The 12237-nt window shown below is 54.5% G+C and carries 8 protein-coding genes and 7 tRNA genes; 2 read left to right on the top strand and 13 right to left on the bottom strand.

All coding sequences use genetic code 11. The features are described 5' to 3' along the window. Window positions 1-140: 140 nt before the first annotated feature. Window positions 141-1565, bottom strand: a complete 1425-nt coding sequence (gene miaB, locus I6L58_RS06040) for a tRNA (N6-isopentenyl adenosine(37)-C2)-methylthiotransferase MiaB (protein ID WP_006177158.1) — start codon at window positions 1563-1565, stop codon at window positions 141-143. Between the two features lie 135 nt (window positions 1566-1700). On the opposite strand from miaB, the gene ubiF reads away from it, so the two are divergent. Further along, window positions 1701-2876 (top strand): 3-demethoxyubiquinol 3-hydroxylase, encoded by a 1176-nt coding sequence (ubiF, locus tag I6L58_RS06035; RefSeq protein ID WP_006177159.1) that lies wholly within the window; start codon window positions 1701-1703, stop codon window positions 2874-2876. Between the two features lie 91 nt (window positions 2877-2967). Here the strand turns inward: ubiF and I6L58_RS06030 are convergent. From I6L58_RS06030 to nagB, 12 genes are all read right to left on the bottom strand, one after another. Next, window positions 2968-3042: transfer RNA gene (locus I6L58_RS06030), tRNA-Gln, on the bottom strand. Window positions 3043-3078: 36 nt separating this feature from the next. Beyond that, window positions 3079-3153: transfer RNA gene (locus tag I6L58_RS06025), tRNA-Gln, on the bottom strand. Window positions 3154-3197: 44 nt separating this feature from the next. Continuing rightward, a tRNA-Met gene (locus tag I6L58_RS06020) sits at window positions 3198-3274 on the bottom strand. A 17-nt stretch (window positions 3275-3291) separates the two neighbouring features. Further along, window positions 3292-3366 (bottom strand) — tRNA-Gln (locus I6L58_RS06015). A gap of 33 nt (window positions 3367-3399) precedes the next feature. Beyond that, window positions 3400-3474 (bottom strand) — tRNA-Gln (locus I6L58_RS06010). Between the two features lie 23 nt (window positions 3475-3497). Further along, a tRNA-Leu gene (locus I6L58_RS06005) sits at window positions 3498-3582 on the bottom strand. A 9-nt stretch (window positions 3583-3591) separates the two neighbouring features. Then, window positions 3592-3668: transfer RNA gene (locus I6L58_RS06000), tRNA-Met, on the bottom strand. A 223-nt stretch (window positions 3669-3891) separates the two neighbouring features. Then, a complete protein-coding gene (gene asnB, locus I6L58_RS05995) occupies window positions 3892-5556 on the bottom strand; it encodes an asparagine synthase B (RefSeq protein ID WP_088207685.1) in 1665 nt (554 codons plus the stop codon). A gap of 249 nt (window positions 5557-5805) precedes the next feature. Further along, window positions 5806-6558: a ribonucleotide monophosphatase NagD gene (nagD, locus tag I6L58_RS05990; RefSeq protein ID WP_006177161.1), complete on the bottom strand. Its 753-nt coding sequence runs from the start codon at window positions 6556-6558 to the stop codon at window positions 5806-5808. Window positions 6559-6604: 46 nt separating this feature from the next. Then, window positions 6605-7825 carry a DNA-binding transcriptional regulator NagC gene (gene nagC, locus I6L58_RS05985; protein ID WP_088207684.1) on the bottom strand — a complete coding sequence of 407 codons (1221 nt, stop codon included), beginning with the start codon at window positions 7823-7825 and terminating at the stop codon, window positions 6605-6607. A gap of 8 nt (window positions 7826-7833) precedes the next feature. Further along, on the bottom strand, window positions 7834-8982 hold the full coding sequence (nagA, locus tag I6L58_RS05980; protein WP_006177163.1) for an N-acetylglucosamine-6-phosphate deacetylase: 1149 nt from the start codon (window positions 8980-8982) through the stop codon (window positions 7834-7836). 55 nt (window positions 8983-9037) lie between these two features. After that, complete coding sequence (gene nagB / locus I6L58_RS05975; protein ID WP_006177164.1) at window positions 9038-9838, bottom strand: glucosamine-6-phosphate deaminase; 801 nt, start codon at window positions 9836-9838, stop codon at window positions 9038-9040. Window positions 9839-10163: 325 nt separating this feature from the next. On the opposite strand from nagB, the gene nagE reads away from it, so the two are divergent. Beyond that, window positions 10164-12113 (top strand): PTS N-acetyl glucosamine transporter subunit IIABC, encoded by a 1950-nt coding sequence (gene nagE, locus I6L58_RS05970; protein WP_088207683.1) that lies wholly within the window; start codon window positions 10164-10166, stop codon window positions 12111-12113. The last annotated feature ends 124 nt before the right edge of the window (window positions 12114-12237 follow it).

Here is a 12237-nt window from a genome sequence, read left to right as displayed (position 1 = left end):
TTAGCTCATCACCGAGGGGCATCATAAAACCGTCATTAATGAAATTATTCACGCCATAGAATAAAGGCGCAAGCATTGCTATGCATATTGGGGGTGAAGAAAGGAATTACAAGGCCTGCCGGAAAGGCAGGCCAGAAGGATTAGGGCTGGTAAATGCCCACGCCAGAATCGTTTACTTTGCGGGTACGCGAGATAACAGACTCAGGCGTCTCGGCAATGCGCAGACCCATTTCGTCCTCGGTACGCACCACCTTCGCACGCAGGGAGTTTGTCAGCACGTCGACAATTTCGACATCCACAAATTTACCGATCATGTCCGGCGTGCCTTCAAAGTTCACCACGCGGTTATTTTCGGTACGACCGGACAGCTCCATGATGCTCTTGCGCGAGGTGCCTTCCACCAGAATACGCTGAACGGTGCCGAGCATACGGCGGCTCCAGGCGTTGGCCTGCTGGTTGATACGCTCCTGCAGAATGTACAGACGCTGTTTTTTCTCTTCTTCCGGCACATCGTCAACCATATCGGCTGCAGGCGTGCCAGGACGCGCGGAGAAGATGAAGCTGTAGCTGACGTCAAAATTCACTTCGCCGATGAGCTTCATGGTGCGCTCGAAATCATCAGCCGTTTCGCCAGGGAAGCCAACAATAAAGTCGGAGCTGATCTGAATATCCGGGCGCGCTTCGCGCAGCTTACGGATGGTGGATTTGTACTCCAGCACCGTATGCGGACGACCCATCAGGTTCAGCACGCGGTCAGAGCCACACTGAATCGGCAGGTGCAGGAAGCTCACCAGCTCCGGCGTATCGCGATAGACATCAATGATGTCATCGGTAAATTCCATCGGATGGCTGGTGGTAAAGCGAATACGGTCGATGCCGTCAATCGCGGCCACCAGACGCAGCAGTTCAGCAAAGCTGCCGGTGGTGCCATCGTAGTTCTCACCGCGCCAGGCGTTAACGTTCTGGCCCAGCAGGTTGACTTCGCGTACACCCTGGGCGGCAAGCTGCGCGATTTCAAATAAAATATCGTCTGCCGGGCGGCTGACCTCTTCACCGCGCGTATAAGGCACCACGCAGTAAGTACAGTATTTGTTGCAACCTTCCATGATAGAGACGAAAGCGGTCGGGCCATCCGCGCGCGGCTCTGGCAGACGGTCAAATTTCTCGATCTCCGGGAAGCTCACGTCGACAACCGGGCTACGATTGCCGCGAACCTGGTTGATCATCTCTGGCAGGCGGTGCAGGGTCTGAGGGCCAAAGACGATATCCACATAAGGGGCTCTCTGGCGGATCAGCTTACCTTCCTGCGAGGCTACGCAGCCACCGACGCCGATGATCAGGTCCGGATTTTTTCGTTTGAGAAGTTTCCAGCGGCCTAATACGTGAAAGACTTTCTCCTGCGCTTTTTCACGAATTGAACAGGTGTTAAGCAGCAACACGTCGGCTTCTTTCGGATTTTCAGTCAGCTGGTATCCGTGGGTGGTATCCAGCAGATCGGCCATCTTCGATGAATCGTATTCGTTCATCTGACAGCCCCAGGTTTTTATATGGAGTTTTTTAGTCATCGACTTGCTCAGCTCAGGATTGCAAGCCGCGTATTGTAATGCTTTGGTGCGGTTGTGACCAGTATGAAGGTTGTCACCCTCACGCGCCCAAAAATCCGGTAAACTTAAGGTATTCTCCAATAAGGACAATTGACCATGACACTCCAACAAACCGAAGTTGCCGTTGTCGGCGGCGGTATGGTCGGCGCCGCGCTGGCGCTGGGGCTGGCGCAGCAGGGATTTGAAGTAACGGTAATCGAGCAGGCTGCGCCTCCGGCATTTGACCCGACCGCCAAACCGGACGTGCGCATTTCAGCCATCAGCGCCGCGTCCGTTGACCTGCTTCGCGGGCTGGGCGTGTGGGATGCCGTGCTGGCGATGCGCGCCCATCCGTATAACCGGCTGGAAACCTGGGAGTGGGAAAATGCCCATGTGACATTTGACGCCGCCGAGCTGAAGCTGCCGCGCCTGGGGTATATGGTGGAAAACAGTGTGCTCCAGCAGGCACTCTGGCAGGCGCTGGAGGGGCACCCTAATGTGACGCTGCGTTTGCCCGCCTCTCTCAAGGCGCTACGCCGCCACGATAGCGGCTATGTGCTGACCCTGGATAATGATGACGAGCTGGCCGTGAAGCTGGTGGTCGGCGCAGACGGTGCGAATTCGCAGGTCCGGCAGATGGCGGGGATCGGGATCCATGCCTGGCAATACGCGCAGTCCTGCATGTTGATCACCGTTCAGTCAGAGAATGCACCCGGTGAGAGCACCTGGCAGCACTTTACCCCGAATGGCCCCCGTGCGTTCTTGCCCCTGTTCGATAACTGGGCATCGCTGGTGTGGTACGACAAACCGGCGCGCATTCGCCAGCTTCAGGGGCTTTCGATGGAGCAGTTGCAGCGTGAAATCAAGCAACACTTCCCGAGTCGTCTGGGCAACGTGACGCCGGTTGCCGCGGGGGCCTTCCCGCTCACGCGCCGCCATGCGTTGCAGTATGCCCTCGAAGGGCTGGCGCTGGTGGGCGATGCGGCCCACACCATTCATCCGCTGGCGGGGCAGGGTGTGAATCTCGGCTACCGCGACGTGGATGCCCTGCTGGACGTGCTGGGCAATGCCCGCGCGCATGCTGAACCCTGGTCGGGTCTGCAGGTGCTGAAGCGCTACCAGATGCGACGGATGGCGGATAACTTTATCATGCAGTCGGGGATGGATCTGTTCTATGCCGGTTTCAGCAATGAGCTGGGACCTGTGCGTATTTTGCGCAATATTGGATTGATGGCCGCGGAGCGTGCCGGTGGGCTGAAACGTCAGGCCCTGAAATATGCCCTGGGACTGTAATCTTTTTTCCCTCTCCCCGTGGGAGAGGGCATCAGGCCGTACAGACAACAAAAACAAATAAGCCCGCATAGCGGGCTTATTTGTTTTTAAATGGCTGGGGTGCAGGGATTCGAACCCCGGAATGCTGGTATCAGAAACCAGTGCCTTACCGCTTGGCGACACCCCAATTGCGTTAAACATGCTGCTTAACGACTTTTTAAATTGGCTGGGGTACGAGGATTCGAACCTCGGAATGCTGGTATCAGAAACCAGAGCCTTACCGCTTGGCGATACCCCAACAATTTTTTCTAGTCTACCGAATAAATCGACAGATGACTAATATGGTGGCTACGACGGGATTCGAACCTGTGACCCCATCATTATGAGTGATGTGCTCTAACCAACTGAGCTACGTAGCCAGTACTGCAATCTTCGATGGCTGGGGTACCTGGATTCGAACCAGGGAATGCCGGTATCAAAAACCGGTGCCTTACCGCTTGGCGATACCCCAATAACCGCGGAGAACCGCAAAATCGAAGAAATATGGCTGGGGTACCTGGATTCGAACCAGGGAATGCCGGTATCAAAAACCGGTGCCTTACCGCTTGGCGATACCCCATCCGTGCAACGCTTATCTGGAAATGGTGCGGGAGGCGAGACTTGAACTCGCACACCTTGCGGCGCCAGAACCTAAATCTGGTGCGTCTACCAATTTCGCCACTCCCGCAAAAAAAGATGGTGGCTACGACGGGATTCGAACCTGTGACCCCATCATTATGAGTGATGTGCTCTAACCAACTGAGCTACGTAGCCATCTTTTTTTCGCGTTACCTTATCGGCGTTGCGGGGCGCATTATGCGTATAGACCCTTGCAGCGTCAACACCTTTTTCAACGAAAATGTCCTGAATGTGACTGTTTGGTTAGGTTGCGAACAGCGTGGCCGAATAATCGGCAATTATTGGTTATTAATCGTTTTTGTACCGTTAAATTCAGGGCAAAAAAAAGACCCCGCAGGGTCTTTTTTGGTGCAGGGGATCATTTATACGCAGACTGGTGAACGCCTACCGCACGCCCTGACGGATCGTTCATCGATTTGAACGATTCATCCCACTCGATCGCTTTCGCCGACGAGCAGGCCACGGACGGGCCGCCTGGTACGCATTCAGCAGCGCTCGGTACCGGGAACAGCTCTTCGAAGATCTCGCGATAGAGATACGCTTCTTTCGAACCCGGCGTGTTGTACGGGAAACGGAAGCTCGCGGTTTCCAGTTGCTGATCGGAAACCTGTTTCGCCGCCACCTCTTTCAGGGTGTCGATCCAGCTGTAACCCACGCCATCGGAGAACTGCTCTTTCTGACGCCATGCCACGCTTGCCGGCAGGTAAGATTCAAAACATTCGCGCAGGATATGTTTTTCCATTTTACCGTTGCCGCACATTTTATCCTGCGGGTTGATACGCATCGCGACGTCGAGAAATTTTTTATCGAGGAACGGGACGCGGGCTTCAACGCCCCAGGCCGACATCGCTTTGTTGGCGCGGGCGCAGTCAAACATGTGCAGCGCCTGCAGCTTGCGCACGGTCTCTTCATGCAGTTCTTTGGCGTTCGGCGCTTTGTGGAAGTACAGGTAGCCGCCAAACACTTCGTCAGATCCTTCCCCGGATAGCACCATCTTAATGCCCATCGCTTTGATCTTACGGGACATCAGGTACATCGGCGTGGAGGCGCGAATCGTCGTCACATCATAGGTTTCGATGTGATAGATCACATCGCGGATCGCATCCAGACCTTCCTGCACGGTGAAGTGAATTTCGTGGTGGACGGTACCAAGATGATTTGCCACTTCCTGCGCGGCTTTCAGATCCGGTGCCCCTTCCAGGCCGACGGCAAAGGAGTGCAGCTGCGGCCACCAGGCTTCCGAGCGCTCCTGATCCTCGACGCGACGTGCGGCGAACTTCTTGGTGATCGCGGAGATCACGGAGGAGTCCAGCCCGCCGGAAAGCAGTACGCCATACGGCACGTCTGACATCAGGTGGCTTTTCACGGACTCTTCCAGCGCCTGACGCAGTTCGGCTTTATCAGTGACGTTGTCTTTAACCGCGTCATAGTCAAACCAGTCGCGATGGTAATACGGGCGGATCTCGGCGTCCTGGCTCCACAGGTAGCTGCCCGCCGGGAACTCTTTGATGGTGCGGCAAACCGGCACCAGGGCTTTCATTTCAGAGGCGACATAGAAGTTACCGTGTTCATCGTGCCCCATGTACAGCGGGATAATACCGAGATGGTCACGCCCAATCAGGTAAGCCTCTTTTTCGCTGTCGTACAGCGCAAAGGCAAACATGCCCTGCAGATCGTCGAGGAATTCAGGTCCTTTCTCCTGATACAGCGCCAGGATCACTTCGCAGTCAGAACCGGTCTGGAAGGCGTAGCGGTCGCTATATTCAGCGCGCAGGGCCTGATGGTTGTAAATTTCACCGTTCACCGCCAGCGCGTGCGTTTTATTCTCGTTATACAGCGGCTGTGCTCCGGCATTGACGTCAACAATGGACAGACGCTCGTGCGCAAGGATGGCTTTATCGCTGGCGTAAACGCCGGACCAGTCCGGGCCGCGATGGCGCATCAGGCGGGACAGTTCGAGTGCTTTTTTACGCAGTTCACCCGCGTCAGTTTTAATATCCAGTACGCCAAAAATTGAACACATAACCTTCTCCGTTAACCCTGTTGCATTGTGATGTTGCTTGCTTATGAAAATGCCGCAAAGGGGCAGGGCGCGCAAGGGTTTTACGGGCTAAAACGCAAATAGTGCAATGACAATTGCAGAATGTTGAAAAACACGTATCTCAAACGTGCTTTTATTGAGGATTTCTCAATGAATTGCGCTTTTTATTAGGTGGGGTGAGGTTTTCAGGCGCTATAAATGAAAAACCACGCCCTGAGGCGTGGTCCGACGTCAGATAATGTCGATTTCATTGACCGAAGGGTAAATCCAGCTTGGCCGAAACGGCATACTGTCGATGTCATCAATGGTCGACACGCCGGAAAGCACCAGGATGGTCTCAAGACCAGCCTGAAAACCGGCCAGGATATCGGTGCGCAGGTTGTCGCCGACAATGACGGTCTCTTCAGAGTGCGCCTGCATGGTGTTCAGCGCCGCGCGGATGATCCACGGGCTAGGTTTGCCAACATAGAACGGTTTACGGCCCGAGATTTTTTCGATACCGGCGCACAGCGCGCCGCAGGCCGGGTAAAACCCACGACCATGAGTATCCGGATTGGTGGCGATAAACCGCGCGCCGTTGGCGACGAAGTAGGAAGCTTTGTGCATCATCTCCCAGTTGTAGGAACGGGTTTCACCGACGATCACAAAATCCGGATTCACATCGGTGATGGTAAAGCCCGCCTTGTACAGCTCGTGGATCAACGCCCCTTCGCCCACGACGTAGGCTTTTTTCCCTTCCTGACGCTTCAGAAAATCAGCCGTTGCCATCGCAGAGGTGTAAAACACGCTGTCCGGCACGTTAACGCCCGCGGTAGCAAAGCGGTTCGCCAGGTCCTGACCAGTTTGAGAAGGGTAGTTCGTGAGAAGAACCAGTGGCATTCCTTTGTCGATGATACGGCCAAGAAACTCCGCAGCACCCGGCACGGCAACGTTGTCGTGCATCAGCACGCCGTCAATATCACAAATTACGTTCTTAATGGTCATGGACAATCCGACATCACAAAAGAGAGGGCATTACTATAAGGTCCGATCAGCTTTCCAGCAAATGCTGGAGCAGAATACCGTTGAGCATGGCGCGCTTCACCAGCGCAAACGCGCCGATCGCTGAGCGGTGATCCAGCGTGGAACGCACGACCGGCAGGTTCTGACGAAATGCCTTCAGCGCCTGGGTGTTAATGCAGCCTTCAATCGCGGGCAGCAGCACTCTTTCGGCTTCGACGATTTCACCGGCAATGACCACTTTTTGCGGGTTAAACAGGTTGATGGCAATGGCAATGGTTTTGCCCAGATGACGACCGACCTGCTCAATCACCTCGCAGGCCAGCGCATCGCCTTTATTCGCGGCTTTGCAAATCGCCCCGATTTTACAGTCATCCAGCGTGACGCGGCTTTGATAGCCCTGCTCAAGCAGATGGCGAACGCGGTGTTCAATCGCAGCGTTGGCGGCAACGGTCTCAAGGCAGCCAAAGTTACCGCAGTGGCAGCGTTCGCCAAGCGGTTCCACCTGGATATGACCGATTTCACCCACGTTGCCGTTGCGGCCAATAAAGATACGGCCATTGGAAATAATGCCTGCCCCGGTTCCACGGTGAACGCGCACCAGAATAGAGTCTTCGCAGTCCTGACTCGCACCAAAATAGTGCTCTGCCAGCGCCAGAGAACGGATGTCGTGGCCGACAAAGCAGGTCACGTTGAACCGTTTTTCGAGCGCATCGACCAGCCCCCAGTTCTCTACCTGAATGTGCGGCATATACCGGATCACTCCGCTTTCGGGGTCGACGAGGCCGGGTAAAATCACAGAGATGGCAATGAGTTCACGGATCTTGCGCTGGCAGCTTTCCATAAACAGCGCAATGGTGTTCAGCAGCGCATGTTCCAGCGTCTCCTGCGTGCGCTCGGGCAGCGGATAGTGCTCTTCAGCAATCGCTTTGCTGCTCAGATCGTAAAGGGTCAGCGTGGTGTCATGACGGCCAAGACGGACGCCGATGGCCTGAAAGTTGCGGGTTTCGGTGACGATAGAGATAGCGCGGCGCCCCCCGGTGGAGGCCTGCTGATCGACTTCTTTGATCAGACCGCGCTCAATAAGCTGACGCGTGATTTTTGTCACGCTGGCAGGCGCAAGCTGGCTTTGTTCGGCTATCTGAATTCGAGAGATTGGCCCGTGCTGGTCAATCAGGCGATAAACTGCCGCGCTGTTAAGTTGTTTAACGAGATCGACATTACCGATTTGAGCTTGTCCGCCTGTTGTCATACTTTTACTTACTCAGTGACGACCTCGTTACCATTAACGATGGTCTTAATAATTTTATAATCGTGTGTGAAGGCCGTCAGGTTTGCCACCATACCCGGTGCAATCCCGCCCAGTTGTTTATCCACGCCGATTGCACGCGCCGGATAAAGCGTGGCCATCCGCAGCACTTCATCAAGTGCAATGCCGCAATGCTCTACGAGGTTACGGACCCCTTCAATCATTGTCAGGGAAGACCCGCTCAGCGTGCCGTTTTCATCCACACACAGTCCATTACGGTAGTATATTGTTTTACCAGCAAAAATGAACTGTTCAATATTTGCCCCTGCCGGTGCGGTAGCATCGGTGACCAGACACAGCTTATCGCCCTTCAGGCGTTTCGCATTACGGATATTGGTGTAATCAACGTGCAGGCCGTCGGCAATAATGCCGCAGTAAACGTCTGGCTCGTCCAGAATTGCCCCGACGAGACCCGGTTCGCGACCCGTAATATACGGCATGGCGTTATAGAGGTGCGTCGCAAAGGTAATGCCCGCGCGGAAACCGGCTTTCGCCTCTTTCAGCGTGGCGTTGGAGTGACCTGCGGACACCACAATCCCGGCGGCGGCCAGTTTGCTGATGACCTCAGTACCGGTCATTTCAGGCGCCAGCGTCACTTTGGTGATCACATCGGCGTTCGCGCACATGTAGTCAACCAGTTCGGCATCCGGCTTGCGGACATAATCCGGGTTGTGCGTGCCTTTCTTGACCATGTTCAGCCATGGCCCTTCCAGGTGCAGACCCAGCGCCTGGTTAGGGTGTTTCGCCAGGTAGTCGCGCATCACGCGGATACCCTGCTTCATCAGGTCATCGCTGCTGGTAATCAGCGTAGGCAGATAGCTGGTACAGCCCGATTTCTCGTTGGCTTTCTGCATGATTTCCAGCGTCTCGACCGTAACGGCCTCTGGCGTGTCGTTAAACTGCACGCCGCCGCAGCCGTTGAGCTGTACATCAATGAAACCGGGGGAGATTATTGCTCCGTTGAGTGAGCGCTGTTCTATCTCCGGCGGCAACTCAGCCAGCGGACAAACACGTTCAATCAGGCCATTAGCGATCACAATCGCATGGTCATCCAGAATTTCATGGCCGGTATAAATCCGACCGTGGGTTAAAGCGTACATATCGACCCCCGGTTTAAAAAAACGACCGCCCCTGCGTAACGGGGCGGTGATAAAATTACAGACCTTTAATGTTTTCTGCTTCTAGCTCGTTGAAGTATTTCAGCGTTTTGACCTTCAGTTCCATCGTGGACGGTTCGTCACACACGATCACTGATTTCGGGTGCAGCTGCAGGCAGCTGATGGTCCACATATGGTTAACGTTGCCTTCAACGGCTGCCTGGAGCGCCTGCGCTTTCACGCCGCCCAGCACCAGAATCATGACCTCCTCGGCATCCAGCAGGGTACCTACGCCCACGGTCAGGGCGAATTTTGGTACCTGGTTAACGTCGCCATCAAAGAAGCGAGAGTTTGCCACGCGGGTGTCATGGGTCAGGGTTTTAATACGAGTACGGGAAGCCAGAGAAGAGGCTGGCTCGTTAAACGCGATGTGACCATCGTTACCCACGCCGCCCATAAACAGGTGAATTTTGCCGTAAGAGCGGATTTTTTCTTCGTACTGGCGGCATTCTGCGTCAATATCGGGCGCGTTACCATTCAGCAGATTAATGTTTTCAGCTGGAATATCAACGTGGTCAAAGAAGTTACGGTGCATGAAGCTGTGGTAGCTTTCCGGATGCTCCTTCGGCAGGCCCACATATTCGTCCATATTAAAGGTTACAACATGCTTGAAGCTAACCTGGCCCGCTTTGTGCATTTCAACCAGCGCTTTGTATGCCGTCAGCGGGGTGCCGCCGGTAGGCAGGCCCAGAACGAAAGGACGATCTGCCGTTGGTTTGAACGCGTTAATGCGGTTAACGATATGACGTGCAGCCCATTTACCGACCTGTTCAGCTGTTGCCAGGGGAATCAGTCTCATTGTTCACCTCTAAAGTTAAAGTAATAAAGTGGGCGGATGATTAGGGAGCCTGAACTAAGCGTAACCTGGAAACTTCAGGCCGGATCAATCCGTCTTGATTTTTTGAATGATAAAATAAGTTTTCGCTGTTAGCCAGTGAAAGGGAGGGTGGTTAACGATATTTGGTGACAAAAATCACAAAAAATAGGTGTTTAATTTGCGATACGAATTAATTTTTCACACACTCACCATGCCAGTGAATCATCAACGGTATCTATCGTTGTCGACACAATAAAAACATAGTTTACGTGCGAGTCTTCACAAAGGGTCTCGTAGGGGGAATAGGATGAATATTTTAGGTTTTTTCCAGCGCCTCGGTAGGGCTTTGCAGCTCCCTATCGCCGTGCTACCGGTTGCAGCGCTGCTGCTGCGATTCGGGCAACCCGATCTTCTTAACGTGCCGTTTATTGCCCAGGCTGGCGGCGCAATTTTTGACAACCTGGCGCTGATTTTCGCCATCGGTGTGGCGTCAAGCTGGTCAAAAGATAGTGCTGGTGCTGCGGCACTGGCAGGGGCTGTAGGTTACTTCATCCTCACCAAAGCGATGGTAACCATCAACCCTGAAATCAACATGGGTGTCCTGGCGGGTATCATTACCGGTCTGGTCGGTGGTGCCGTCTATAACCGCTGGGCTGGTATCAAGCTGCCTGACTTCCTGAGCTTCTTTGGCGGTAAACGTTTTGTACCGATTGCGACGGGCTTCTTCTGTCTGATCCTCGCCGCCATTTTCGGCTACGTATGGCCACCAGTTCAACACGCTATCCATGCGGGTGGCGAGTGGATCGTTTCTGCGGGCGCACTGGGTGCGGGTATCTTCGGTTTCATCAACCGTCTGCTGATCCCAACGGGTCTGCATCAGGTACTGAACACTATCGCCTGGTTCCAGATTGGTGAATTCACTAACGCCGCTGGCGCGGTATTCCACGGTGATATCAACCGCTTCTACGCAGGCGACGGCACCGCGGGCATGTTCATGTCTGGCTTCTTCCCTATCATGATGTTTGGTCTGCCTGGTGCTGCGCTGGCAATGTACCTGGCTGCGCCGAAAGCGCGTCGCCCAATGGTTGGCGGTATGCTGTTGTCCGTTGCGATTACGGCCTTCCTGACCGGCGTAACCGAGCCACTGGAATTCCTGTTCATGTTCCTGGCTCCGCTGCTGTATCTCATGCACGCTATCCTGACCGGTATCAGCCTGTTCGTTGCCACCCTTCTGGGTATCCACGCTGGCTTCTCCTTCTCAGCAGGCGCCATCGACTATGTGTTGATGTACAACCTGCCGGCGGCAAGCAGCAACGTCTGGATGCTGGTGGTGATGGGCCTGATCTTCTTCGTTATCTACTTCGTTCTGTTCAGCGCGGTTATTCGTATGTTTAACCTGAAGACGCCGGGCCGCGAAGATACCAAAGACGACGTTGTGACCAGTGAAGCAAACAGCAATACCGAAGAAGGTTTAACCCAGCTGGCAACCAACTACGTTGCCGCTGTGGGTGGTACCGATAACCTGAAAGCCATTGATGCCTGTATTACCCGTCTGCGCCTGACCGTGGCCGACTCCGCGCGCGTCAGCGATGCAATGTGCAAACGCCTGGGTGCGTCTGGTGTGGTGAAACTGAACAAACAAACCATCCAGGTTATCGTGGGTGCGAAAGCCGAATCTATCGGCGATGAAATGAAAAAAGTGGTTGCCCGTGGGCCGGTAGCTGCCGCCTCAACGGATAGCGCGCCAGTGGCTGACGCTCCGGTGGTGAAACCGCAGGCTGTGCCAAATGCGGTAACCATCGCTGCCCTGGTCTCTCCGGTGACCGGTGAAGTGGTAGCGATTGAGCAGGTGCCAGACGAAGCGTTCGCCAGCAAAGCGGTCGGTGACGGTGTCGCTGTTAAACCAACGGAAAAAACCGTGGTGTCTCCGGCAGCTGGTACTATCGTGAAAATCTTCAACACCAACCACGCGTTCTGTCTTGAGACCGAAAACGGCGCGGAGATCGTTGTCCACATGGGTATCGATACCGTGGCGCTGAACGGCCAGGGCTTTACTCGCCTGGTGGAAGAGGGGGCTGAAGTGGTCGCAGGCCAACCGATTCTGGAAATGGATCTGGACTACCTGAACGCCAATGCGCGCTCGATGATTAGCCCGGTGGTTTGCAGCAACATCGACGACTTCAGCGGCCTGGTCATTCAGGCGAAAGGTCAGGTCGTTGCGGGCCAAACCCCACTGTATGAGATTAAAGGCAAGTAATCGCTCCTGAGTAGAGTCATGCCTTAAGCGGCGGGGGGATAACCTCCGCCGCTTTTTTTTGCGGTTATTGTCCCCATTATTTTATTCTGAATAGACGTTTTAAAGGTTGTCACTACGTCCGGCT

The sequence above is a fragment of the Enterobacter cancerogenus genome (assembly GCF_019047785.1).
In the GTDB taxonomy this organism is placed as follows: Bacteria; Pseudomonadota; Gammaproteobacteria; order Enterobacterales; family Enterobacteriaceae; genus Enterobacter; species Enterobacter cancerogenus.
This window is presented reverse-complemented; position numbering and strand designations above follow the sequence as displayed.

What these genes read in the sequence shown, in the direction of transcription:
- nagA (WP_006177163.1), bottom strand. Translation starts at nt 8,982, where the DNA reads ATGTACGCTTTAACCCACGGTCGGATTTATACCGGCCATGAAATTCTG.
- nagD (WP_006177161.1), bottom strand. Translation starts at nt 6,558, where the DNA reads ATGACCATTAAGAACGTAATTTGTGATATTGACGGCGTGCTGATGCAC.
- nagC (WP_088207684.1), bottom strand. Translation starts at nt 7,825, where the DNA reads ATGACAACAGGCGGACAAGCTCAAATCGGTAATGTCGATCTCGTTAAA.
- nagB (WP_006177164.1), bottom strand. Translation starts at nt 9,838, where the DNA reads ATGAGACTGATTCCCCTGGCAACAGCTGAACAGGTCGGTAAATGGGCT.
- nagE (WP_088207683.1), top strand. Translation starts at nt 10,164, where the DNA reads ATGAATATTTTAGGTTTTTTCCAGCGCCTCGGTAGGGCTTTGCAGCTC.
- miaB (WP_006177158.1), bottom strand. Translation starts at nt 1,565, where the DNA reads ATGACTAAAAAACTCCATATAAAAACCTGGGGCTGTCAGATGAACGAA.
- ubiF (WP_006177159.1), top strand. Translation starts at nt 1,701, where the DNA reads ATGACACTCCAACAAACCGAAGTTGCCGTTGTCGGCGGCGGTATGGTC.
- asnB (WP_088207685.1), bottom strand. Translation starts at nt 5,556, where the DNA reads ATGTGTTCAATTTTTGGCGTACTGGATATTAAAACTGACGCGGGTGAA.